General features: G+C 64.8%; 23 protein-coding genes. 16 read left to right on the forward strand and 7 right to left on the reverse strand.

Annotated features, from left to right (window positions below):
* Positions 1–282: 282 nt before the first annotated feature.
* The 13 genes from AWB68_RS24025 (at position 283) to AWB68_RS24085 (ending at position 13834) form a co-directional block, all read left to right on the forward strand.
* Positions 283–774: a cupin domain-containing protein gene (locus AWB68_RS24025; RefSeq protein ID WP_087646847.1), complete on the forward strand. Its 492-nt coding sequence runs from the start codon at positions 283–285 to the stop codon at positions 772–774.
* A 55-nt stretch (positions 775–829) separates the two neighbouring features.
* Complete coding sequence (locus tag AWB68_RS24030) at positions 830–1822, forward strand: hydroxyquinol 1,2-dioxygenase (RefSeq protein ID WP_087646848.1); 993 nt, start codon at positions 830–832, stop codon at positions 1820–1822.
* Between the two features lie 123 nt (positions 1823–1945).
* Positions 1946–3409, forward strand: coding sequence for an aldehyde dehydrogenase family protein (locus AWB68_RS24035; RefSeq protein WP_087646849.1), 1464 nt, complete (start codon positions 1946–1948; stop codon positions 3407–3409).
* A gap of 4 nt (positions 3410–3413) precedes the next feature.
* The gene (locus AWB68_RS24040; RefSeq protein ID WP_087646850.1) at positions 3414–4472 is read left to right on the forward strand and encodes a maleylacetate reductase; all 1059 of its coding nucleotides are present in this window, start codon (positions 3414–3416) and stop codon (positions 4470–4472) included.
* Positions 4473–4543: 71 nt separating this feature from the next.
* Positions 4544–5842, forward strand: coding sequence for an ABC transporter substrate-binding protein (locus tag AWB68_RS24045; protein WP_087646851.1), 1299 nt, complete (start codon positions 4544–4546; stop codon positions 5840–5842).
* Positions 5843–5858: 16 nt separating this feature from the next.
* The gene (locus AWB68_RS24050) at positions 5859–6581 is read left to right on the forward strand and encodes an ABC transporter ATP-binding protein (RefSeq protein WP_087646852.1); all 723 of its coding nucleotides are present in this window, start codon (positions 5859–5861) and stop codon (positions 6579–6581) included.
* Between the two features lie 2 nt (positions 6582–6583).
* Positions 6584–7291 carry an ABC transporter ATP-binding protein gene (locus AWB68_RS24055; RefSeq protein WP_087646853.1) on the forward strand — a complete coding sequence of 236 codons (708 nt, stop codon included), beginning with the start codon at positions 6584–6586 and terminating at the stop codon, positions 7289–7291.
* Complete coding sequence (locus tag AWB68_RS24060) at positions 7288–8154, forward strand: branched-chain amino acid ABC transporter permease (RefSeq protein ID WP_235028474.1); 867 nt, start codon at positions 7288–7290, stop codon at positions 8152–8154. The genes AWB68_RS24055 and AWB68_RS24060 overlap by 4 nt, the downstream gene beginning before the upstream one ends.
* A gap of 21 nt (positions 8155–8175) precedes the next feature.
* A complete protein-coding gene (locus AWB68_RS24065) occupies positions 8176–9264 on the forward strand; it encodes a branched-chain amino acid ABC transporter permease (protein ID WP_087646854.1) in 1089 nt (362 codons plus the stop codon).
* 1 nt (position 9265) lies between these two features.
* A complete protein-coding gene (locus tag AWB68_RS24070) occupies positions 9266–9616 on the forward strand; it encodes a Rieske (2Fe-2S) protein (protein WP_087646855.1) in 351 nt (116 codons plus the stop codon).
* 408 nt (positions 9617–10024) lie between these two features.
* On the forward strand, positions 10025–11008 hold the full coding sequence (locus AWB68_RS24075) for a transglutaminase family protein (RefSeq protein ID WP_087646856.1): 984 nt from the start codon (positions 10025–10027) through the stop codon (positions 11006–11008).
* A complete protein-coding gene (locus tag AWB68_RS24080) occupies positions 11005–11808 on the forward strand; it encodes a transglutaminase-like domain-containing protein (RefSeq protein ID WP_087646857.1) in 804 nt (267 codons plus the stop codon). Before AWB68_RS24075 ends, AWB68_RS24080 begins: the two co-directional genes overlap by 4 nt.
* A gap of 127 nt (positions 11809–11935) precedes the next feature.
* Positions 11936–13834 carry a DUF3857 domain-containing transglutaminase family protein gene (locus AWB68_RS24085; RefSeq protein WP_087646884.1) on the forward strand — a complete coding sequence of 633 codons (1899 nt, stop codon included), beginning with the start codon at positions 11936–11938 and terminating at the stop codon, positions 13832–13834.
* Between the two features lie 146 nt (positions 13835–13980).
* On the opposite strand, the gene AWB68_RS24090 is transcribed toward AWB68_RS24085, so the two are convergent.
* Together AWB68_RS24090 and AWB68_RS24095 are read right to left on the reverse strand one after the other, a co-directional pair.
* Positions 13981–14409 carry a phasin family protein gene (locus tag AWB68_RS24090; RefSeq protein WP_087646858.1) on the reverse strand — a complete coding sequence of 143 codons (429 nt, stop codon included), beginning with the start codon at positions 14407–14409 and terminating at the stop codon, positions 13981–13983.
* 487 nt (positions 14410–14896) lie between these two features.
* Entirely contained in the window at positions 14897–15271 is a 375-nt protein-coding gene (locus AWB68_RS24095; protein WP_087646885.1) for a DUF3564 family protein, read from the reverse strand.
* A 640-nt stretch (positions 15272–15911) separates the two neighbouring features.
* Between AWB68_RS24095 and AWB68_RS24100 the strand changes: the two genes are divergently transcribed.
* Entirely contained in the window at positions 15912–16901 is a 990-nt protein-coding gene (locus AWB68_RS24100; RefSeq protein ID WP_087646859.1) for a zinc-dependent alcohol dehydrogenase family protein, read from the forward strand.
* Positions 16902–16964: 63 nt separating this feature from the next.
* On the opposite strand, the gene AWB68_RS24105 is transcribed toward AWB68_RS24100, so the two are convergent.
* The 3 genes from AWB68_RS24105 to AWB68_RS24115 form a co-directional block, all read right to left on the reverse strand.
* Entirely contained in the window at positions 16965–17750 is a 786-nt protein-coding gene (locus tag AWB68_RS24105; RefSeq protein ID WP_087646860.1) for an HpcH/HpaI aldolase family protein, read from the reverse strand.
* Between the two features lie 192 nt (positions 17751–17942).
* The gene (locus AWB68_RS24110; protein WP_087646861.1) at positions 17943–18755 is read right to left on the reverse strand and encodes an NAD-dependent epimerase/dehydratase family protein; all 813 of its coding nucleotides are present in this window, start codon (positions 18753–18755) and stop codon (positions 17943–17945) included.
* An 84-nt stretch (positions 18756–18839) separates the two neighbouring features.
* Positions 18840–20159 carry an MFS transporter gene (locus tag AWB68_RS24115; protein WP_087646862.1) on the reverse strand — a complete coding sequence of 440 codons (1320 nt, stop codon included), beginning with the start codon at positions 20157–20159 and terminating at the stop codon, positions 18840–18842.
* Positions 20160–20771: 612 nt separating this feature from the next.
* Between AWB68_RS24115 and AWB68_RS24120 the strand changes: the two genes are divergently transcribed.
* The gene (locus AWB68_RS24120; RefSeq protein WP_087646886.1) at positions 20772–22706 is read left to right on the forward strand and encodes a glycoside hydrolase family 28 protein; all 1935 of its coding nucleotides are present in this window, start codon (positions 20772–20774) and stop codon (positions 22704–22706) included.
* 86 nt (positions 22707–22792) lie between these two features.
* Here the strand turns inward: AWB68_RS24120 and AWB68_RS24125 are convergent, their stop codons facing one another.
* Complete coding sequence (locus tag AWB68_RS24125) at positions 22793–23083, reverse strand: hypothetical protein (protein WP_087646863.1); 291 nt, start codon at positions 23081–23083, stop codon at positions 22793–22795.
* 409 nt (positions 23084–23492) lie between these two features.
* Here AWB68_RS24125 and AWB68_RS24130 point away from each other — a divergent pair, with 409 nt between their 5' ends.
* Positions 23493–23912, forward strand: coding sequence for a DUF3597 domain-containing protein (locus AWB68_RS24130; protein WP_087646864.1), 420 nt, complete (start codon positions 23493–23495; stop codon positions 23910–23912).
* Positions 23913–24205: 293 nt separating this feature from the next.
* On the opposite strand, the gene AWB68_RS24135 is transcribed toward AWB68_RS24130, so the two are convergent.
* Entirely contained in the window at positions 24206–24880 is a 675-nt protein-coding gene (locus AWB68_RS24135; RefSeq protein ID WP_087646865.1) for an HAD family hydrolase, read from the reverse strand.
* Positions 24881–24885: the final 5 nt, after the last annotated feature.

Below are 24885 nucleotides of genomic sequence, written 5' to 3' on the forward strand. Positions count from 1 at the left end.
TTGCTTACTTTCTTTGCAGCAGCAAAGAAAGTGAGTCCCGCCCCGGACAGGGGCAGAGCAAATAAACCAAAAACAAAGCAAGTTCCATAGAAGCCCAAGCGCATCAAACGGTGTAGACAACGGCCCCACCCCCACCCCAACCCCAACCCCAAGCGCCAGCGACCCCCGAACGCACTGTTCGCCAAACCCGACCCTCGATCCATTGCCCTGCCGCGCGGCCGGCCCTAATCTTCGTTCCAAGGCAGCACCTTCACGAAGATCAACGGAGCAATGGAGACAGACATGCAAGAGACCAATCTCGGCAGCCTCGGCAACTATCGCAAGGGCTCGATCGAAATCATTAAGGGCAAACCCGGACATTACGCGATGTCGAACGTCTTCGAAGTCGCGAACCAGTCCGCGCCGTATGAGAAGGTCGTCGTCGGCAAGAACCTCAAGTACGTGATCGAGACGCTGCGCGCGGAAGGCACGTCGCCATGGTTCACCGCATCGCACGACGAATTCACGGTCGCGCTCGACGGCGAGATCGACGTGCATTTCATCAAGCCGTCCGACGGTCCGCTCGTCGGCGAGCAAACGGAAGGGACGGTGCGTCTGGAAGGCGAGCCTTCAGGCCAGTCGATGGGCTTCGTGCGCCTGCGCCGCGGTCATCAGGCGCTGTTGCCCGCGGGCGCGGCATATCGCTTCGAAGCGCGGACGACCGGTGTGCTTCTGGTGCAAACGATCCTCGGCCCGGCTTCGGTCGAGAAGTGGGCCGACATCTGCATCCAGTAAGCCAGCCTTGCGACCCCGCGCATACGAACCACGCCATCCTTCCCGGAGCAAAATCATGAATTCCGCCATTCTTCAGAACGTCGCCGCAACCGACCCGGACCCGACGACCGGCTACCGCACCTTCAAACTCGGCGACTTCGAATTCAGCCGCGATGCCTACTTCGTCACGGTCAAGTGGCCGTCGAAAGGCGAGACCCGTTCCCACCAGATGCACGCCGACGACTTCCTGCGCGCGATGATGCGCGACGTCGCGTGGGGCTTTTTCTACGGCTGGGTCAACTTCGACGAAGTGATCGGCACGCGCAATCACTACGGCAAGGTGGACATGTACGCAGGCGCGTATAACGCGAGCTTCAAGGAAGCGGGCATCGACTACACGCAGCAGTTCGAGACGCCGCTCATCATGGCGACGTTCAAGGCCATCCTGCGGGACTGGGTCAACGAAGGCTTCGATCCGTTCGCCGCTCCCGAGGAAACCGGCTCGGCCTTCGGCACGAAGCACGGCGACAACATCGCGGCCATCGACCGCACGCGTATCGCGACGAAGCGCATGCCGGGCCTCGAAGGCGACTCGCCGTTGCGCGACGACTTGCCGGTCAACCGCCAGTTCGCGGACGTCGAGCAGGACGAACCCGAGATTCACGCGGCCCCCGGCTTCGAAGGCCAACTGCATGCCTTCAGTCTCTTCAAGTACCTGTCGCGCTCGGACGTGACGTGGAATCCGTCGGTCACCTCGGTGTGCAAGCAGAGCCTCTTCTGCCCGACGACCGAAGAATTCGTGCTGCCGGTCTTTCATGGCAACGATCGCGTCGAGTGGTTCCTGCAACTGTCCGACCAGATCATCTGGGACGTCGCCGACAAGGACACCGGCGAGCCGCGCGCCCGCATCACGATGAACGCAGGCGACATCGCCGCGATGCCGGCCGACATCCGCCACAAGGGCTATTCGCAGAAGCGCTCGATGCTGCTGGTCTGGGAGAACGCGACGCCCGACCTGCCCAAGCGCTACGAAAGCGGCGAACTCGCGCCGTATCCGGTGCCGCTCTAAGCCCTTTCTTTCCCGCCCTGAACGACGCCGGTAGCGCGGGCGTCGCGGGGACGGGTTTGTCCAAAGATTCCCTCAGGCATCCCCTTAGGTATCCCCTCAGGCATCCCTCCAGGCAGGACCGACATGCAAACGCAACTCTTCATCGATGGCCGCTTCGTCCCCGCGCTAAGCGGCGAGACACTCGCAACCCTGAACCCGCACGACAACTCGGAGATCGCGCAAGTGTCGATGGCCGGGCGCGCCGACATCGACCGCGCGGTCGATGCCGCCAAGGCCGCGTTCCCGAAGTGGAGCAACATGGCGGCGGCGGATCGCGGCCGCTTGCTGCTCAAGCTCGCCGATGCGATCGAAGCGAACGCCGATGAACTCGCGCGCCTCGAATCCCTCGACACGGGCCACCCGATCCGCGATACGCGCAATCTCGACGTCCCGCGCACCGCTGCCACGTTCCGCTACTTCGGCGGCATGGCGGACAAGATCGAAGGATCGGTGATTCCGGTCGAAGCGGGCTTTCTCAACTACATGACGCGCGAGCCGGTCGGCATCGTCGGGCAAGTGGTGCCGTGGAATTTCCCGCTGATGTTCACGAGCTGGAAGATGGCGCCCGCGCTCGCGGCCGGCAACTGTGTGGTGATGAAGCCCGCCGAACTCACGCCGCTCTCCAGTCTCGCGATCGCCGAGCTGATGGCCGAGGTCGGCTTTCCGGCGGGCGTGGTCAACGTGCTGCCGGGGCTTGGGCACGTCGCCGGACAATACATCGCCGAGCATCCGGACATCAGCAAGGTTGCGTTCACCGGATCGACCGCCGTGGGCCGCAAGATCGTGCAGGCATCGAGCGGCAATCTGAAGAAGGTGCAGCTCGAACTGGGCGGCAAGGGCGCGAACGTCGTGTTCAGCGACGCGAATCTCGATGCGGTCGTGCAGGGCTCCGCGTTCGGCATCTTCCACAACCAGGGGCAGGCGTGCATCGCGGCGTCGCGGCTGATCGTGCACGAGTCCGTCGCCGATGAACTGCTCGAACGCTTCATCGCGCTGGCTCGTTCGATCAAGATCGGCGATCCGCTCGACCCGTCGACGGAAATGGGGCCGCTCACCTCGCAGTTGCATCGCGACCGCGTGCTCTCGTATGTCGATATCGCGCGCGAGCAGGGCGGGCGCGTGCTGTCGGGCGGCAAGGCGCCGGATCTCGCGGCGCTCGCGAAGGGCTGCTATGTTGAACCGACGATCGTCGCCGCCAAGCCGACCGATCGCGTGGCGCAGGAGGAAGTGTTCGGCCCGTTCGTGACGGTCAGCACCTTCAGCAGCGACGAAGAGGCACTCGCGATCGCGAACGGCACCGAATACGGTCTGGGCGCCGGCTTGTGGACGCAGAACCTGCAACGCGCGCACCTGGTCGCGCGCCAGTTGCGAAGCGGCATGGTGTGGATCAACTGCTACAAGCGCGTGAGTCCCGCGTCGCCGTTCGGCGGTGTCGGCGCGAGCGGCTATGGACGCGAGATGGGCTTCGAGGTGATGCGCGAGTACACGCAGCCGAAGTCGGTCTGGGTCAACGTCGACGCGAACATTCCGCCTTACTACCCGCGCTGAAGCCATGGAACCGTTCATCTATCAGGGCATGCCGTCGCGTGTGGTGTTCGGTGCGGGCAGCATCGAGCACCTGGAGCGCGAGATCGATCTGCTGGGTGCGAAGCGGGCCATCGTGCTCTCGACGCCGCAGCAGCGCGAACAGGCCGAGGCGCTGGCCGAACGCCTCGGGGCGCGGGTCGCGGGCGTGTTCGCGAAGGCGGTGATGCACGTGCCCGTCGAGACCGCGCGGGAAGCGCGCGACTACGCGGAGCGTGTCGGCGCCGATTGCGCGGTGGCGATCGGCGGCGGTTCGACGACGGGTCTCGGCAAGGCGATCGCGCTGACCTCGTCGCTGCCGATCCTCGCCGTGCCGACCACGTACGCCGGCTCCGAGATGACGCCGATCTACGGCCTCACGGAAGCCGGCCTCAAGAAGACCGGCCGCGACCTGCGCGTGCTGCCAAAGACCGTGATTTACGATCCGGCGCTCACCGTCTCGCTGCCCGCATCGCTCTCGGTGACGAGCGGGATCAACGCGATCGCGCACGCGGCCGAAGGGCTCTATGCGGCGGACGCGAACCCCGTCATCAGCCTGATGGCGGAGGAAGGCATTCGAGCGCTTGCAGAAGGCATCGGCAAGGTCGTTGCCCGGCCGGACGATCTCGACGCACGCGGCGACTGTCTCTATGGCGCGTGGCTGTGCGGCGCGGTGCTCGGCAGTGTCGGCATGGCGCTGCATCACAAGCTGTGTCACACGCTCGGCGGCACGTTCAACCTGCCGCATGCCGAGACGCACACGATCGTGTTGCCGCATGCGCTGGCCTACAACCGCGCTGCCGCCCCCGAGGCGATGAAGCGTATCGCACGCGCGCTCGGCGCGGCGGACGCAGCGCAAGGCGCATTCGAGCTTGCCCGCGACAACGGCGCGCCGACCGCGCTGAAGGACATCGGCATGAAGGAAGCGGACATCGAGATCGCGCTCGACATCGCATTGAAGAACCCTTATGGGAATCCGCGTCCGCTCGAACGCGCGCCGTTGCGAGCATTGCTCGAAGCGGCCTACGAAGGCCGCGCTCCGGCCTGAGCACCACTCACGCAAGCCTGGCCCGCCAAGAGGCCGGCGCGTAACGATAAAAGAGACTGAAGGAGACACTCATGGACGACCACTCCATCGACGGCGCTCGCCGCCGGTTCGTGCAGCTCACGGCCAGCGCCGCGCTGGTGGGCGCCGCGCCGCTGCTCGCGCGGATCGCGAACGCCGCGAGTCCGCGCACGCTGAAGATCGGCTACGTATCGCCGCAAACGGGGCCGCTCGCGCCATTCGGCGAGGCCGACCGCTTCACGATCCAGCAGATGCAGACCGCGCTCAAGAGCGGCATCACGATCGGCGGCAAGCAGTATCCGGTGTCGATCCTCGTGAAGGACAGCCAGTCGAATCCGAATCGCGCGAGCGAAGTGGCGAACGACCTGATCCTCAAGGACAAGGTCGACATCATGCTCGTCTCGGGCACGCCCGAGACGGCGAATCCCGTCAGCGACGCGTGCGAAGTGAACGAGATGCCGTGCGTCTCGACGGTCGTTCCATGGCAGCCGTGGTTCTTCGGTCGCAAGGGCGATCCGAAGAAGGGCTTCAACTATACATATCACTTCTTCTGGGGCCTCGAAGACGTGATTGCCGTCTACACCGGCATGTGGCAATCGGTGCAGACCAACAAGGCGGTCGGCGGTCTCTTTCCGAACGATGGCGACGGCAACGCATGGGGCGACAGCAAGCTCGGCTTTCCGCCGGTGCTCGCGCAAAAGGGCTTCACGCTGAAGGACCCCGGCCGCTTCCAGACGATGACGCAGGATTTCTCCGCGCAGATTTCCGCGTTCAAGCAGGGCGGTGCGCAGATCGTGACGGGCGTCGTGATTCCGCCCGATGCCAAGAACTTCCTCGTCCAGGCACGCCAGCAGGCGTTCAGGCCGAAGGTCATCTCGATCGGCAAGGCGCTGCTGTTCCCGACTTCCATCGAAGCGCTCGGCGACCTCGGCGATGGTCTCTCGACGGAAGTGTGGTGGTCGCCGTCGCATCCCTTCAAGTCGTCGGTGACGGGGCAGTCCGCGCGGCAGCTTGCCGATGCCTACGAAAAGACGACCTCGAAGCAATGGACGCAGCCGATCGGCTTCGCGCATGCGCTCTTCGAGATTGCCGTCGATGCGTTGAAGCGCGCGAAGGACATCGATTCGAACGAAGCGATCCGCGATGCCGTCGCGTCGACGAAGCTCGACACGGTCGTCGGGCATGTCGCGTGGGGGAGCGGGCCGGTCAGGAACGTGGCGAAGACGCCGCTCGTCGGCGGGCAGTGGCTGAAGGCGCCAGCGGGCGGGGCGCATCGCTTCGATCTCGCGATCGTGAACAACCAGCTTGCGCCGAACGTGCCGCTGTCCGGCCCGCTCAAGCTGATCGCATGACCGGGGAGACGACGCGATGAGCAGCGTACTGGCACTGACGAACGTCTCGAAGCGCTACGGCGCGCTGAAGGTCACCGACGACATCAGCTTCGAGATCGAGCAAGGCGAAACCTACGGCATCCTCGGGCCGAACGGCGCGGGAAAGACGACGCTCTTCAATCTCGTGAGCGGCGACGTGCGGCCCGACGCCGGCACGATCCACTTCGACGGCAACGACATCGGCGCACTCGCGCCGCATCGACGCTGCATCGCCGGCATCGGCCGGTCGTATCAGGTGCCGCGTCCGTTCGGCGGCATGACGGTGTTCGAAAACCTGCTGGTGGGCGCGACCTTCGGCGGCGCGCTTGCGGAATCGGCAGCTTACGACGTGTGCATCGATGTATTGAAGCGCACCGGTCTCGAGCGCCGCGCGAACCAGTTGGCGAGCACGCTGACGCTGCTCGATCGCAAGCGGCTCGAGCTTGCGCGAGCACTCGCGACGCGTCCGAAACTGCTGCTGCTCGATGAGATCGCGGGCGGCCTGACGGAGCCCGAGACGCACGAACTCGTCGACGAGATCAAGCGCGTGAAGGAGCAGGGCGTCACGATCGTGTGGATCGAACACGTCGTGCATGCGTTGCTTGCGGTGGCGGACCGCCTGCTCGTCATTCATTTCGGCAAGCGTCTCGCGGAAGGAAAGCCGGCCGCGGTGATGGACGATCCCGAGGTCAAGCGTGTCTATCTCGGACTGGAGGTGTGAGCATGTCGGCGATTCTCGAAACACGCGCGCTCAGCGCGTACTACGGCGATTTCCAGGCGCTGTTCGGCGTGGACGTCACGGTGAACAGCGGCGAAGTGATCGCATTGATCGGTTCGAACGGCGCGGGCAAGTCGACCTTCCTCAAGACCCTTGCGGGCTTGTTGCGTGCGCCGGCCGGGCAGGTCGTCTATAAGGGCGAGGCGATCGGCGGCATGCCGGCGGCGACGATCGTCGGCAAGGGCATCGCGCTCGTGCCCGAGGGACGCAGGCTCTTCGCGAGCCTTTCGGTCGAAGAGAACCTGTTGCTCGGCGGCTATTGCGCGCGGCCGGGGCGCTGGAATCTGCAGACCGTCTACGAGCTTTTCCCCGCATTGAAGGAACGCCGCCGTCATCCCGCGACCGCGCTCTCCGGCGGACAGCAGCAGATGGTCGCACTCGGCCGCGCGCTGATGAGCAACCCGGACCTCATCATGTGCGACGAACTCTCGCTCGGCCTCGCGCCGGTGATCGTGCGGGAAATCTACGCGGCGTTGCCGTCGATCGTGGCGGGCGGCATGAGCGCGATCGTCGTGGAGCAGGACGTGCAGCTTGCGCGCAAGGTGTCGACGCGCTTCTACTGCTTCCAGGAAGGACGCATATCGCTCGCGGGTGCATCGGCTGAGGTATCCGACGAAGCCATCACGCAAGCCTATTTCGGAGTGGTGTCATGAGTTCGATCGTCAATATCGCATTGCAGGGCATACTGCTCGGCGCGCTCTATGCGCTCTTCGCGATGGGCCAGTCGCTCGTGTTCGGCGTGATGCGCCTCACGAACACCGCGCATGGCGACTTCATCGTGCTGCTCGTGTTCGTGCTGTTTGCGCTCACCAACTGGGCGCATGTGCCCTTGTGGGCCGCCGTGCCGCTCCTGATCGTGATCGCGTTCGGCGCGGGGTATGCCGTGCAGTACGCCGTGCTTAATCGCGTGAGCGGACGCGATCCGCTGCCGTCGCTCGTCGTCACGTTCGGGCTGTCGATCGTCATCCAGAATCTGCTTCAGGAAGTGTTCTCCGCCGACCCGCGCTCGCTCGCGACGGGCGGCTTCGAATCGATGAGCTTCGCGTTGCCGGGCGGGATCGCGCTCGGGCTGCTGCCGTTGCTCACGCTTGCTGTCGCGATCGGCGCGACGCTCGCGCTGCAATGGCTCTTCGGCCGCACGCCGCTTGGCCGCGCCTTTCGCGCGACCTCCGATGACCGCGAGATCGTGCAGTTGATGGGCGTCTCGCCGCGGCGCACCTTTGCGCTCGCGATGAGCATCGCGTTCATCCTGATCGCGCTCGCCGCGACGCTCTACGGCATGCGCACCGCCGTCTCGCCGGCGGATGGCCCCGCGTTGCTGCTGTATGCGTTCGAGGCCGTGATCATCGGCGGCATGGGTTCGTTCTGGGGCACGTTCGCGGGCGGCATCGCGCTCGGCATCGCGCAGCAGATCGGCTTCTACTTCGACCCCGGCTGGGGCATCTGGCTCGGACACGTGCTGTTCCTCGCCGTGCTGACCGTGCGGCCGCAGGGCTTCTTCCCCAAGACCGCTTGACGTTACATCGAGGTGACTGACATGAACATGCGCGAACGAAGCTTCGAGGTTCGGCGAGCGACGCGCGCGAGCCGGGTTGCCGTGCTCGTCCTTTTGATAGCGGCGCTGATCGTGGCGAGCATGCCGTACTGGGCCGGCCGCGACACGTTGCGCGACTTCACGCAGATCGCCGCCTATCTCGTCTTCGCGATGATGTGGAACCTGCTCGCGGGTTACGGCGGGATGGTGTCGATCGGGCAGCAGGCGTATTTCGGCATCGGCGGCTACGCGATGCTCGTGCTTGCCAACTATGGCGGCGTCTCGCCGTTCATCGCGGTGCCGATCGCCGCTGTGATCGCGGCCGTGATCGCGGTGCCGGTGTCGCTCGTCGCGTTCCGGCTCGAAGGCGGCTACTTCGCGATCGGCACGTGGGTGATCGCGGAAGTCTTCAGGCTCTCGGTGGCCAATCTCGCGTGGCTCGGCGGCGGATCGGGCACGAGTCTTACGGCGTTCCAGGGCGTGCCGCGTGCGCTGCGCGAATCGCTGACGCTCTGGACGGCGCTCGCGATCGTCGCGGTGGCGATCGGCATGCTTTACGTGTTCCTACGGTCAAAGCGCGGCCTTGCGCTCACTGCGATGCGCGACAACGCGGTTGCCGCGAACAGCCAGGGTGTCGATGTGAAGCGCGCGCGGCTCGTGGTCTATCTCGTGTCGGCGGCGGGGACGGCGCTCGCGGGCGGCCTCTACTTCGCCGGCACGCTGCGCATCTCGCCCGATGCCGCGTTCTCCGTGAACTGGACCGCGTTCGCGATCTTCATCGTGATGATCGGCGGCCTTGGCACGCTCGAAGGTCCGATCATCGGCACGCTGATCTTCTTCCTGCTGAACAAGTTCCTGTCGGACTTCGGGACGTGGTATCTGATCGGCCTGGGCGCGCTGGCGATCGTCGTCACGATGTTCTTTCCGCAGGGCGTCTGGGGCTATATATCGCGGCGGTTTGGGTTGCAGCTTTTTCCGTTGGGTCGGCGGGTCGTGTTTTTCGATGCGGGGTCGTCGTCGCAGTCGTCGGAGTCGCCGCTTGGCGAGGTTCGCGACAATTTGCAGGCGACGCCGGCAACGCCGCGTTCGTGAGATGCGTTCTTCATATCAGGAGCAGAACGTGAGCGAGGTTCTTTGCACACTCGACGAGGTGCCCGACGGCGGCGGGCTCGAAGCGGGCGACGCGGTGCTCGTATTGCGCCGGGCGGATGAAGCGTGGGCGTATCGCAACGTGTGTCCGCACTTTTCGATTCCGTTGAACTATGAGCCGAACACATTCTGGGCGTATGGCGGCAAACTTGTGATGTGCGCGCATCACAGCGCGATGTTCCGTTTCGAGGATGGTGAGTGCATCGACGGGCCGTGTCTGGGGGCGAAACTCACGCCGGTTCCGATTCGGATCGAGGGCGGAAAGATCCTTATCGACGAGGATGGGCGAGGGTAGTCGTCGGCGCTGAACGCCGAGCTAATAGGCCGCGAACCGAGCAAATTTCATAGAAGAAAAAAAAGCTCAGACGGCGCACACGCCGCTCCCCACCGGCGGCAAACGACATTCACCGTTACCGTCGAACCATTCCGCCGCGCAGCCCTCCACCACGGCACGGACTTTGCAAGCCCGCGACGCTCGCCGCCGAGTGATTTTCATGCGCTGGCTCGCCGTTAACCCGCACATTGTTTGTTTCTGGCGCACACTTAAGCGAAGAGCGTCATTCCGTCGGGCCGACAGCGCCGGTCGCGTGAAGGTGCGGTTCGCGGACAACAACCCGCCGGCCCGGCCGTTCGCCCTGAGCCGCACCATGACCTTCCTTTCACCGTCCGCGCCCGCCCGCGCGGCCAGAGGGCTTTCCCCACGATGACCCAAGCTTTCGATCCGCAGCGCTTCACCGTGCGGCACCTGAGCGCCTACCGTTACTCGGAACCGGTCGAGTTCGGCGAGCATCGGATGATGTTCCGGCCGAGGTCGAGCCACGACCTGCGCCTCGTCACGACGCAACTGCACATCACGCCGACGCCCGCGCATCTGCACTGGCTGCACGACGTGTTCGACAACTCCGTCGCGGTCGCCACATTCGCCGACCCGGCATCGGAACTCGTCTTCGAAAGCCAGGTGACGCTCGAGCATTACGAGGCGCCGCAGCCGGATTACGCGCTCGAGCGCTACGCGACCACGTATCCGTTTGCATACACGAACGAGGAAGCGTCCGATCTCGTCAATGCGCGCAATCGCCAGCATCCCGACGAGGATGTCAGCACGTGGGCGCGGCAGTTTCTCTCGTCGGGGACATCGACCGGCACGCTGGCGATGCTGCGGGCGATGACGCTCGGCATCGCCAACGACTTCAAGTACGTGCGCCGCACGGAGAAGGGCGTGAACCGGCCGGCCGACACCTTGCGCCACAAGAGCGGCAGTTGCCGCGACTTCGCGGTGCTGATGATGGACGCGGTGCGCTCGCTCGGCCTCGCGGCGCGCTTCGTGAGCGGCTACATCTTCGTGCCCGATCATTCCGCGACGCAGGGCGGCGGCGCGACCCACGCGTGGCTGCAGATCTATCTTCCCGGCGCGGGCTGGGTGGATTTCGATCCGACCAACAGCATCATCGGCAACCGCCATCTGATCCGCGTGGCCGTCGCGTGGAACCACTATCAGGCGCTGCCGCTGTGGGGCACGTGGAACGGCGCGCCGGGTGCGTTTCGCGGTCTGGAAGTCACCGTGCACGTCACCGAAGAGCCTTCCGACGACGCCATCGGCCAAAAGGAAGCAAAGCAAAAGGAGGCAGCGAAGCCCAAGGAAGCACCCAAGCAAGTCGAACCCACTCAACCCAAGGCATCCAAATGAAACTTCGTGTCGGTTACGAACTGGTCTATGAGTGTCCGCAACCAACACCCATGATGTTGATGCTGAACACCCATTTCTCGCACGCGCAGGATGTGCTCGTCCCCGATGTGCTGGCGGTCAATCCGCCGGTGCCGATCCGGCAGTACCGCGATGGCTTCGGCAACCTGTGCAGCCGCATCGTCGCGCCGCAGGGGCACATTTCGCTCTCGACGTCCGCCGTGCTGGAAGTCTCCGGTGAGTTCGAGTCTCGCGCGCATGACGGCCGCCAGCACCCGGTCGAGGATTTGCCCGACGAGTGCCTCGTCTTCCTGCTCGGCAGCCGCTACTGCGAAACCGACCTGCTTTCCGACGTCGCGTGGCAGCTGTTCGCGAAGACCAAGCCCGGCAGCGACCGCGTGCAGGCCATCTGCGACTACGTGCACCGGCACATCACCTTCGGCTACCACCATGCCCGGCCGACCAAGACCGCGTGGCACGCACACGAGGAGCGCCTCGGCGTGTGCCGGGACTTCGCGCATCTGGCGATCACGCTGTGCCGCGCGATGAACATTCCGGCGCGCTACTGCACGGGCTATATCAGCGATGTCGGCCTGCCGCCACCGTACGCATCGATGGATTTCGCCGCATGGTTCGAAGCGTACGTGGGCGGCACCTGGCAGATCTTCGATCCGCGCAACAATGCGCCGCGTATCGGCCGCGTGCTGATGGCGCGCGGCCGCGATGCGGCGGATGTCGCACTCAGCAACAACTTCGGCCCGACGACGCTCGTCAAGTTCGAGGTCCATTGCGCGGACGAGTGACGCGCGGCGTTGCGCCTGCGGCGCGACGGACCGCGCGACGCCGCATGAATCTACGGTACGATGACTTGTTCAATCACGCGTGGCGCGCCAAGACCGGCCAGTCATGCGCCAGCCATCGTACGAACTCATGCGCCGTCTCTTGCGCCCCCTCTTGGGCCCTCTCTTGCGCCGTCTTTGCCTCGCCTGCGCGCTGGCGATCGGCGGCGTTTTGCCCGCATCCGGGGCGCAGAACCAGGAAGAACCGTCGACCATCGTGAGCGACGTGCACGTCTTTGTCGTCGCCGAAGACGGCTCGCTCACCGAAGACGACGAAACGACCCTGCGCGCGAACACGCCCGCCGGCATCGACGAGATCGCGCAACGCTACGTGTGGTTCGACAAGAGCGTGTCGAAGGTCGATATCGTCGACGCCTACGCCACCGACATGAACGGCGTGCGTCACGCGGTGACGCCGGACCAGATCCGCGATATCCAGGAACCGCGCTCGGCGGGCGCGCCCACCTTCCAGGACGCGAAGCTGAGGGCGGTGATCTTCCCGGGCGTCGGCATCGGATCGAGCGTGTATCTGCGGTTTCACAAGAGCCAGTCGACGCCGGTCGTCGCCGGGCAGTTCAACTACTTCGTCGAGCCGGGCCGCAGGCCGGTCCAAAGCCAGAGGCTGATCTTCGACCTGCCCGAGGACAAGAAACTTTACGCCGATGCGCGCGGCTACGTCGCCGTGCCGCCCGTCACCGCGAACGGCCGCACGCGCTATGAATTCGACTATGGCCGCGAGCGTTTCGAGCGCATCGAGAACGGCTCGGTCGGCTATCTGCAATACGGCGATCGCCTGATGGTCTCGACCTTCCCCGATTTCGCGACCTTCGCGGCCAGCTACCGCGAGCCGTCCGCCGATCCCACCGCGAACGATCCGGCCATCCGCGATCTCGCGCACACGCTCACGCAGAACGACCCGGACGCCCGCGCGAAAGCGAGGACGCTGTATGACTGGGTGCGCCGCAATATCCGCTACGTCGGGCTTTTCATCGGCCAGAGCCCCGCCGTGCCGCACCACGCCACCGAGATCCTCGCCAACCGCTACGGCGACTGCAAGGACCATGTCGCGCTGTTCGGCGCGCTGCTCGCGGCGGAAGGCATCCGCAGCGAACCGGCGCTGATCGGCTTGGGCTCGGTGTACTCGCTGCCGTCCGTGCCCGGTTACGGCTCGGGCGCGATCAATCACGTCATCACCTGGCTGCCCGACCTGAACCTCTACCCGGATTCGACGGCGGCGAGCGTCGAGTTCGGCTATCTGCCGCTCTCCGATATGGACCGGCCGACGCTCCTCGTCGATTCCGGCACGCTCGCGCGCACGCCCGCGATCCAGCCGCTCGCGCGCGACGCGCGCCTGCAGATCGACGTGGCGCCGGGCGGCACGGCCGCGCTGTCGTACTGGGTGCGGGATGCTGGCTGGAGCGCGGAGATGGAGCGCTCGAACCTGCGCGCCTCGACTGCGCAGCGCCGCGACCTGATAGCGGCCGAGCGGCTGCGTGCGACCGGCCTCGCCGGCCGCGCCACGCTCGCGACGAGCGACGTCGATGCCACCGCCGGCCCGTTCGTCACGACGATGGGCGGCACGCTCGACGACGTCGTCTGGCCGAACGGCACGACCGCGCTGCCGGCGCTGACGAGCCTTTCCGGCGGCATCGCGACCCAGGTGCGCGGCTGGCTCTCGGAGCGCACGCGCACGCAGCCTTACGTGTGCGTCGGCGGCGACTTCGACGAGGTCTCGCAGATCGCGCTGCCGAAGGACGTGCGCGTCGTCGAGGTGCCGGACGGGACGAGCGTCGAAGGCGGCTTTTTCGCGTTCCGCTCGCGCTATGTGTTCGACCCGGACACCAACGTGATCCAGGTGACGCGGCGGCTGCACGCGGACTTCGGCAAGCAGGTCTGCACGCCGGCGGAATTCGATGCGGCGCTCGTGCTGCTGAAGAAGATCGAGCGGGATACGCAGGCGCAGATTATTTTGAAGGCGGCGGGGCGGTGAGTGCGGGCATGCAAGCCAACCGACGGGGGCGGCCAGCCGCGCAAGACGGACGCGAAAGCTATGCGCGACGCCGGACTTCTTCGGCGGGTGCCCCGCCGAAGAAGTCGGCTGCGGCCGTCGCGCTTCGCTCGGCGCGTGGCGAAACCCTACGTCGTCGATGGCCGGTTGACCGATGTCTTCAATTCCTTCAGCGCCTCCTCCATGCGCCTCGAGACGAGTGCGTAGGCTTCCGCCTGAGTCTGCTGCGTGGTGCGCGCGATGTCCTGCATGTCGGCGAGACCGTCGCGCAGCGCGCGTTGCACGAGTTCGGTCGCGTTGAACGGCGGCTTGCTCGACGAAGCCTCGAACTGCTGCGCGATGGCTTCCAGTTCGCTCAAGGTCCGGCGCAGGATTTCGAGCTGCTTGTCACGCAGCGCCTGCATGCCGCCAAACGCGACCTGGTTGGTCGCGGCAAGCGCCTCGACGTCCTTGCGGCGCGCCTCCAGGATCGCTGAAACGTCGAATCCGGGCAGTTTGTATTGCTGGAATATCGCGGCGAACTGGCTAAACGGATCGCTGAATTTTGATTGATTCATTCATGTCTCCCAGGGTCTGCGATTCTTGGCCGCACTTCGAGCCGCGAGTGCGCGGCGCCCCGCTCGCCCGCGCCGGGTACGGTCGATCGAACGAAGCTGCGTGCTTCGGATACTACCAATATACGCACGCTGCTAGGGCCGAGGGAAAACACCAAAGAAGGGCATGGGTTTCGGACAACGCAAGCGCCGGTCCTGCCGAAAAGATCGGAGGTGGGCACGTTCCCGATGAGACTGGCGCGAGCACGGAGAACAGGCACGCGACACTGCACATACAGTGGGCGAGTGGGAGAACGCCTTGAGGATGTGGGCGGAATCGAGGGTCGTCTGGCAGCGGTGGCCTGTTTCCTTACGCAGGCGGACATCTGCAACTGCTCTACGACCTCGACCGCGTCAGCACTACCGCGTGCTGGCAATCATCCCGGGCGTCGCGTGCTGCGTCGTTTTCCTCGATCCGACGCCCAGGGAAAAACCGTGAAACGCCCGGGTGTCAGGCGCTTTCGTCGCCCGCGAACACGCTGTATTCGGCGTTGATCTGTTCGCGGTCGATGCACTGCACGTGCCAGCGGCCGGTAGCCGGTTCGCGCGACGCGTCGGTGTACCAGAGCGCTCGCCCGGCCTGGCCTTCGACCAGTGCGGCGGCGCTATCGAAATCGAGTCGTTCTAGCACGCAGAGCGGCCGCTCCGCATGCTGTCCGCAGATCAGCGTGCTACCGGGCCGGGCTTGCAGACCGCCCCAGTCAGGCAGGTCGACGCTCTGATGTCCCTCGCGCGACCAGCGGCGAGATTCCTTGTCGAGCCACAGGATTGCGAATGCGGCAGAATCGACGCGCTCGAAGGTATCGAGCTTGACGGTAATACGCATGACGTCCTCCATGATTTCGATTCGATGACCCCGATGCCGGCGCGGCAATCGTACGCGTTGCGGCGTTTCGGGAACTCGTATTTCCGACCTCGGCAGCGCGCAAGGACTGCACGCATACCGGCCATGTCTGATGAGCGGGCGACGCACGCGGATGTGAATCAAACGCTGTGCATCGCAGCAACTTCTTGTTGACGGCGCCGGACCCGGCGCTGGCTGCATTCTTCCACTGCGGTAAGAAAGCAAGCGCAATGCCGAGTTCAATCTATCTTCGGCGTATTTTCGATGCGCCTTGGGGCGCGCTCGCTTTCGACCCCGCATCGATGAAGTCTAGACATCCAATCTGACAGTGCCGAGTCAGCGCCCGGTGGGTCACATCCACACTATTCCGTTTCGTGTGTGCCGTCCACGAGTCGATTGTCGCATCGGTATGCACATGCCGCTGAATTGCTTATGCTCGGGCTATGACCGCGCGCAGCCGATGCCGCGTTGCCTTTGGCCGCACGAAGCGGTGCATGGCTGCACCAGCGCGGGAGGATCACGCCCCAACAAGCGGCTTGTTCCAACCGGCCGCGGCCTTCCGCAAATGCAGCAATGCGAGTGCCCGAGTGCCTTAAGTCCCTGCCTAAAAGGAACATTCATCATGCGCGCGATGGTTTTCGACGGCACTTCGCCCTTGCTGCGCGAATGTGATATCCGCGATCCGGTGCTCGACACGGGCCAGGTGATGATCGACGTCCACGCGTGCGGCGTGTGTCGCACCGATCTGCATGTCGTCGATGGTGAACTCACCGCTCCGAAGCTTCCGCTCGTGCCGGGACACGAGATCGTCGGCACGGTGACGGCGGTGGGTGTCGGCGTGACGGACTTCGTGCCGGGCGACCGCGTGGGCGTGCCGTGGCTCGGGCATACCTGCGGCCATTGCCGGTATTGCGGCACGGGCCGCGAGAACCTCTGCGACGCACCCGGCTTCACCGGCTATACGCTCGACGGCGGCTATGCGGAACGTGTCTCGGCGGATGCCCGCTACTGCCTGCATCTGCCGCCGCGCTACACGGACGTCGAAGCGGCGCCGCTGATGTGCGCGGGCCTGATCGGCTACCGCACGCTCGCGATGGCGGGCGACGCACAGCGCATCGGCATCTACGGATTCGGCGCGGCGGCGCACATCATCGCGCAGGTGGCGCGCCATCAGGGACGTAGCGTGTACGCGTTCACGCGTCCGGGCGATGCCGCCGCGCAGCGACTCGCGCTCGACCTGAAGGCCTGCTGGGCGGGCGGCAGCGACGAATTGCCGCCTGACGAACTCGATGCCGCGCTGATTTTTGCCCCGGCCGGGGCACTCGTGCCGGCGGCGCTGAAGGCTGTGGCGAAGGGCGGCATCGTCGTGTGCGGGGGAATCCACATGAGCGACATTCCGTCGTTTCCCTATGCGTTGCTTTGGGGCGAGCGGCGCGTGGTGTCGGTGGCGAATCTGACCCGCGACGACGGTCGCGCGTTCATGAAACTTGCGGCGCAGTGGCATCTGGAGATGCGCACGACCGCATACCCGCTTGCCGATGCGAACCGCGCGCTTGGCGATTTGCGCGACGGGCGCGTGACGGGGGCTGCGGTGTTGAAAATTCGTGGATGACTTTGGGGCTGCGCTTGGGGGCGAGGTGTTGAAAGACCATCCTCGAACCCCAAGCGCCAGCGGTCAATACCCGCCGACTTCCTTCGGCGCTTTAGCCCGCATCTTCCCCATCACCTGCTGGGCGCCAGCCGCCATCAACCGCGCATCCGAACTGACGGTCACGAACTGAAACCCCATCGCGATCCGTTCAAGCGCCTTCTCCGGCGTGCCATTGTGAATCCCCGCGACCACCCCATGCGCCTTCGCGCAAGCCAGGATGCGTTCGATCGCCTCAACGACCGGCGGATCGACATCATCGAAAGTCGGCGTGCACCCGAGCGCAAGCGACAAGTCCGACGGGCCGATGTAGATCGCATCCAGCCCCGGCGTGGAGACGATTTCCTCGAGGTTGTCGAGTGCCTCGCGCGTCTCGATCATCGCAAACACGACGACCGTATCGTTGGCATGCGTCGGATAATCGGCGCCACCGTAAAGCAGCGCGCGCACCGGGCCGAAGCTGCGCGTTCCGAGCGGCGGGTAGTGCGTCGCCGCGACGAGCCGCTCCGCGTCCGCGCGGCTGTTGACCATCGGGCAAATCACGGCGTACGCGCCCGCATCGAGAACCTTCATCAGGATGCCCGGTTCGTTCCAGGGCACGCGGGCCATCGGCACGGTCTGCGTGGTCGAGACCGCGGTGAACATCTCCACCGCCTTCTGGTAATCGACCACACCGTGCTGGAGATCGACCGTCAGCGAGTCCCATCCCTGATGCGCCATCGTTTCCGCGGAAAACGTGCTCGGGATGGCGAGCCACCCGTTGACGACCGCACCGCCGGCTTTCCAGATCGAGCGAATCCGGTTCTCACGCATGCTCGTGCTCCTCTTGTTGGCAGGCCACGCTTGTGGCCCGTGACTTCGAAAGGGCCGCCGTTGCACGCGGCCGTTGCGCTTTCGCTGCGGCGGATGCGTGCTGCGTCGTCAGGACGGGCGGTCTCAAGGGTAAAGCCTCAATGCACGCTTGCGGGTGCAAGCGTGCACGGGGCGACAGGCGTTTTCGCGCAGTCAGCGCTTGCTGCCGCGCTCGTCCACCGGCGTGAAGTCGATGCCGGCAAAACTGCCGCCCTGGTAGCGCTGGCCGATCGCGTCGAGCGGGTTGGGCTTTTTCAGGATCTCTTCGGCGTAATCCTCGGCGTTGTCCTTCGGGCGATAGCCGAGGCGTGCGGCGCCGTCGTTGTTCCAGTAGCTGCGCGTATTGCCCGATGCACCCCATACGACGATATAGCCGATGTCGGGCACGTCGATGCTGCGCTCGACGATCTGCATCAGGTCGTCGTGCGAGAGCCAGGTGCTGAGGTGCCGGAATTCCGTCGGCTTCTCTATGCAACTGCCAATGCGCACGCAGACGCTTTCGATGCCGTGCTTGTCCCAGTACATCCGCGCAATGCCTTCGCCCCACATCTTGCTCAGGCCGTAGAAGCCGTCGGGACGAAACTCGCAATCGACCGCGAGCTTGTCTTCGACCGGGTACATGCCGATCGAGTGATTCGAACTCGCGAACACGATGCGCCGCACGTTCTTGCGGCGCGCGCCTTCGTACACTTCGACGAGCCCGCGCAGGTTGTTGTCGATGATCTCGGGCAGCGGACGCTCGACGCTCGTGCCCGCCATGTGGATCAGGACATCGACGCCGTCGAGCAGCCGGTCGACCACTTCCGGATCGCGCAGGTCGCCGTGCATGACGTCCTCGCCTTCGACGATCGGGGTGAGCGGGCGCGAACCGGCCGCCGAGCGCAAGTTGTAGCCACGTTCGAGCAGGGCCTTCCGCAATACGGTGCCCAGTTGTCCGCCAGCACCGCTCAATGCAATCTTGGTCACGATATGGATCCTTCGAAATGTTTGATTCGTTTGATTCGGCCGCTTTCGCGCCGGGTGCTCCGGCGCTGAAGCGGCCATCGATGGTTATCGTCCGGTGCTCGTCGCGGGCGCCGCGGGCGCCGTGACCTTCGGTGCGCGCAACGTGCCCGAGTAGTCACTCGACTTCAACAGGAACCATGCGACGGTAGCACCAACGATGTCGAAAAGCACGAGGCAGACGAACAGCGGGTTATAGCCGATGGTGGTCGCGAGCGCGCCGACGATCAGCGAGAAGATCATCCCGCCGAGCCAGCCCATCATGCCGGACAGGCCGGTTGCGGTGCCGACTTCGTGCTGGCCGAACACGTCCGATGCGAGCGTGTAGAGCGCACCCGAAATGGTCTGGTGACCGAACGCGCCGAGGCAGAAGAGGGCGATCGCGACATACGGGCTGCTGGCGAGACCGATACATGCCGGGCCGAACATGAACAGCGTGCCGACGATCATCACCAGCTTGCGCGAGGTGAGCAGTTTCGTATTGAACTTGCGGAGGAGGAACGGCGCGAGGTATCCGCCGAACACGCAACCGAGGTCGGCCGCGAGAAACGGCAGCCAGCCGAACAGCGCGATTTCCTTCAGGTTCATGTGACGCACGGTCACGAGGTAGAGCGGAATCCAGAAGTTGAAGGTCTGCCATGCCGGCTCGGCCAAAAAGCGCGGGATGCCGATGCCCCAGAAGCGGCGCGTGCTCAGCAGTTGCTTCCACGACGGACGCTTCGTCGACGAGAGCTTGCCTTCTTCCTGGCCGCTCAGGATGTACTCGCGTTCGCCTTCCGAGAGGTTCGGATGGTCGGCGGGCGATTGGTAGAAGAACACCCACAGCGCGACCCAGATCAGCGCCACGCCGCCCGTGACGATGAACGCCGTCTGCCAGTTGAACTGGAGGATGCAGAACACGACGAGCGGCGGCGCGAGCATCGCGCCGACCGAGGTTCCCGTGTTCAGCCAGCCGGTCGCGACCGAGCGCTCCTTGGCGGGGAACCATTGCGTGATGGTCTTCATGCCCGCCGGGAAGATCGCCGCCTCGCTCATGCCAAGCAGGCCGCGGAAGAACGCGAGCGAGCCCCAGCCGGTCGCGAGGCCGTGCAGCATGTTCGACGCCGCCCAGGCGAGCGCGAAGATCGCGAAGCCGATCTTCAGGCCAACGACGTCGAGGATGTAGCCGGCCACCGGCTGCATCACCGTGTAGGCGCCCTGGAATGCCGCGACCACGTACGAGTATTGCTGCGTGGTCATGTGCAGCTTGTCGGTGAGCGTCGGCGCCGCGACCGAGAGGGAACTGCGCGCGAGATAGTTGAAGATGGTCCCGAGCATGATCAGCCCGACGATCCACCACCTCAATCCCTTGATCTTGTTTGCCAGCATGGCGTCGTGTCTCCTTCCAGATGCGTTTCTCGCCGGGCTGCGTGGGGGTGTCGTGCCGGGCGGTTGATGAACAGAGTCCGCCGAAGCGAACGGTGGGCGGGGCCCGTGTTTTTATCGATGTATGGATGCGGCCGTTGTTTCGGCGAAATATAAGATGTCGTACAACATGTGGCGCTTTGCGCTGCGCTTTTTGTTCTTGAAGATGTACGACAACTTTCGGCGAATCGCGGGATGCTGTCAATAGAAAACAGGCAAAAACGGGTATACCCGGGCGCGTTATCTTCTTGTAAAGCGGCGTTACTACGGGTTTGTACGCCCATGTCGTTGGGATAAGTTGCTTGACATCTCTTCAATCGATTCGTATCTTCCTTACAGGTCGCCGAGCCCGGCAGTCGCACAATAGGCTGTGAAAATCGCTCCAAAGGCGCTGAATTGATCGACCTAGTTGTATGACATCGTTTCTATAAGCGTGCAGTTCCGAGCCCCCAAAAACACGATCAACGTGAGCAACCGGCCACGCCGGATAAGGAGACAAACTTGAAACACCTCAAGGACAAGGCACAGCATCGCGCGCAATCCGTTCCGCACTCACCGGCGCGACGCTCTTTCGTGATGATGGCGGGCGCGTCGGCGGGTGCGTCGCTGTTCGGGGCGATTGGTCTGAGCGGCTGCGGCGGCGGCCACGACAGCTCGAACCCCGCGCCGACGCCGGTCGCCGAAGATCCGATCTGGGGTCCGTCCGGTTCAGGCACGCAAATCATCAACGCGCTGCAGGGCGTGGCGCAGTCGATGTTTCCGAACCGCCAGTTCCTCGTCACCGACTACGGCGCGAAAACCTGCGCGGTCGTCGCGGCGGTGAACCCGTACACCGATCCGACCAAATCGCCGCTTTCCACCGGTGCTGACCAGACCAACGCGCCCGGCTCGTTCGATTCGCGCCCGGCCTTTCTCGCCGCGATCCAGGCGTGCAGCGCGGCGGGCGGCGGCCGCGTCGTGGTCCCCACGGGCGCGTGGTATTGCGCGGGCCCGATCGTGCTGCTCTCCAACGTCAACTTCCACCTGAGTGCGAACTGCACGATCTACTTCAGCCCGAATCCCGCTGACTACGCAAAGGACGGCCCGATCGACTGCGGCGCGAACGGCAAGCTCTACTACAGCCGCTGGCAGGCAAACGATTGCCTGAACTACGGCCCGCCGGTCTACGCGCGCAACCAGACCAACATCGCGCTCACCGGCGAAGGCGACAGCTCCGTCCTCAACGGCCAGGCGATGACGCCGTTCGCCGGCACCGGCAACACGAGCACGTGCTGGTGGACCTTCAAGGGCAACAGCGGCGCGTACGGCTTCGCGGGATCGTCGACGCCGTCGCAGGCCTACAGCAATCCGAACAACGTCGACCTGAAAACGGCCGTGCCCGGCATCTCCGACACGCTCTACGCCAGGCTCACCGATCCGGCGACACCCTGGCAGCAGGACCAGAACTATCTGCCGGCGCTGTCGGAAGCGGGTGTCGCGATCGAGAAGCGCATTTTCGGCATCGGCCATTACCTGCGGCCGTGCATGGTCGAATTCATCGGCTGCACCAACGTGCTGATGGAAAGCTACCGCACCAACAACACGCCGTTCTGGCAGCATCATCCGACCGATTGCACCCGGGTCGTGATCCGCACCGTGACGGTGGACAGCATCGGCCCGAACAACGACGGCTTCGACCCCGACGCCTGCGACATGGTCCTGTGCGACAGCGTGGTATTCAATACCGGCGACGATTGCATCGCGATCAAGTCGGGCAAGGACCTCGACACGCAGTACGGTCCGGCGCAGAACCACGTCATCCAGAACTGCACGATGAACAGCGGCCACGGCGGCATCACGCTCGGCAGCGAAATGGGCGGCGGCGTGCAGAAAATCTACGCGCGCAATCTCGCGATGCTCAACCAGTTCTGGGCGACCAACTCGCTCAACATCGCGATCCGCATCAAGACGAACATGAACCGCGGCGGCTTCGTGAAGGATTTCTATGTCGACGGCGTGACGCTGCCGAACGGCGTGAGCCTGACGGGCGCCGGTTACGGCAGCAGCCTGCTCGCGGGCAGCCCGATCAATGCGAGCGTGCCGGTCGGCGTGGCGACGGCGGCGGCGGGCAATCCGTCGGCGTCGCAAGGCGGCATCGTCACGTTCGACTGCGACTACCAGCCGTCGAAGGACGCGATCCGCACGCGTCCGGCGCTCGTGCAGAACGTCAACATATCGAACGTGAAGGCGAGCAACGTGACGCTGGGCGGCGTGACGGGATCGTGCTTCCAGGCGATCGTCGCGCAAGGCCCGGTCGCGTTCGACTACAACGGTCCGGCGCCGACCCCGGCGATCCCCCCGATCGCCGGCGTGACGATCACCAATTGCGACTTCGGGACGCCGGTCGCGGCCGGCCCCGCGACATCGACGTCGCCCGGACCCATCTACGCGTACAACGTCCACGACATCACGCTGACGAACACGCTGATCGCGGGCAAGGCGGTGAACATGACGGTCAGCGACGCGCGCTGACCTGCGCTGACTTGCGCTGATTTGCGCGAACCGGCCGGGCTTTGCGGGAAAAGCCCGGCAGCGGTTTCTGCGGGTCGCGAAGCGGGCTACCAGTGCGACGGCGTCTGCTGGGTCGCGGGTTTTGCGCTCTTGTCCGAGGTCGGAAGCGTGCCGGCGGCTGGGGACGGCGGGCCGTTCGTTGCGCCGGTGTCGCCGTACGTGTCGAGGACGCCGCCGTAGGACATGTCGGTGGTGGACTGGGCCGAGTCGTTGGCATTCTGCTGCATGATCGCTCGCGCGGAGGGCGGGGCGCCGTGTGTCTGCTGCTGAGCGCTCGCGATACTGGCCGACACAAGCAATGCGGCGCCGGCTGCGGTCAAAACGAAAGTTGATTTCATTTTGATGCTCCTTGCATGAGGCTTGGGCTGCGAGAGTCCTGTTCTCGTCGACGATGGGTTCGAAAGGGGTTTGCGCGGACCGCGATGCTCCAGGCGGACGCGCCCCGGGAGCGACTTGTCCGGTCTGACGAATGGCCGGCCGGTTCCTGACCCGGGCGGAGAAGGCCTTGTCCATGCGTGCCAGCGCGGCTCCCTGATTGTGTTATAGGGCGCCGGTTCCTGGCCGGCAGGCATTTTTTCGATGCGCGTTGCAATTCGGCATCAGTGAACGTCCGAGGCGTCCGATCGTGCTTTCCCGCTTGCGCCGCAGTGGGCGCGGCTCGCGTCCTGAAAGCGTCATCTCCGGCGTGTAGGTATGATCGTTGCGCTTCCAAACGGGCCCATCAGCCCACTTCACGGAGAAGGAACCATGAGTATTTTCTCGAGCATCCTCAACAAGATTTTCCCGCACGATCATCCGGCTGCGGCGGCAGCAGCTTCCGGCGCGGCCGCGGCGCCTGCTGCGCCCGCTGCGTCATCCGCGCCTGCGGCAGCCGGCGCGGCGGCCCCGGCACCCGCCGCGCCGATGCCGGAAGTGGATGTCGAGGCCGTGCTGTCGAGCATGCAGGCGTCGCAGGGTCAGGAATTGAACTGGCGCACGTCCATCGTCGACTTGATGAAGCTGCTCGGACTGGACAGCAGTCTGTCGGCGCGCAAGGAACTGGCGGGGGAGTTGCACTACAGCGGCAATACCGAGGATTCCGCCGCGATGAACATCTGGCTGCACAAGGCGGTGATGCAGAAACTTGCCGCGAACGGCGGCAAGGTGCCGGACGATTTGAAGGGCTGAGCCAGCACGCGCTGGCCCGAAACGGAAAGCGCCCGCTGCAAATCAGTAAGCGGCGGGCGGAATCGATAAGTGCCAGCGGGATCGCTTAGGGCTCGGCTGAACAAGTACCTGATTTTCGTAACTGCCCACGTAGCGACAAGGGTTTGCGGGGCACGGAAAGGAATTAATCAGCGTCGCCTTAGCGGAAAGCAGAACGTCAAGGGCCAAGCGTCGAACGACTAACGAAACCGGCAAGGCGCGGCAAGACATCGCCGCGCCGGCTTCGCTGCATTGAGGAAACAACTCGCCTCTGCCTACGGCCTTGCCGCCACTTCGTCCAGATGCAGCAGCAGGTCCGCCGGATCTTCATACACGCGCAACGCGCCCGCGCGCTCGAGTTCGTCAATCCCGTAGCCTCCCGCCATCAGCCCGACGCCCAGCGACCGGCAGCGCCGTGCGGCGAGCATGTCCCAGATGCTGTCGCCGACGACCACCGTATTCTCGATCGGCACCCCAAGCCGCTCCGCAGCCGCGATGAACAGGTCCGGATCGGGCTTCGCGTACTTCACGTCGTCGCGTGTGACGACGACCGCCTTCGCCGGATCGACTCCCAACGCTTCCAGGTTCACCGCCGCCGTTTCCATCCGGCCGCTCGTCGCGATTGCCCAGCGCGTGCCGCCGTCGGTAAGCGCCGCGAGCAGTTCCCGCGCACCCGGCAACGGGCAAACCTGCGCGCGCAGCCGCTTGTAAGCCTCCGCATGCAAGCGCCGCAGGCGGTCGACGCGATCCGCGCTGATATCGCCGTGCGTCTCGCGCAGCAACTGGTTCATGAAGAGGCCACCGCTCATGCCGATCTTGCGATGAATGCGCCATACCGACAGCTTGATGCCTTCCTCGTCGAGCGCTTCCTTCCACGCAAGAACGTGCTGGTAGACGCTGTCGACGAGCGTGCCGTCGAGGTCGAACAGGAATGACGTTTCGATTCGCATGATGT

This window comes from Caballeronia choica (assembly GCF_001544535.1).
In the GTDB taxonomy this organism is placed as follows: domain Bacteria; phylum Pseudomonadota; class Gammaproteobacteria; order Burkholderiales; family Burkholderiaceae; genus Caballeronia; species Caballeronia choica.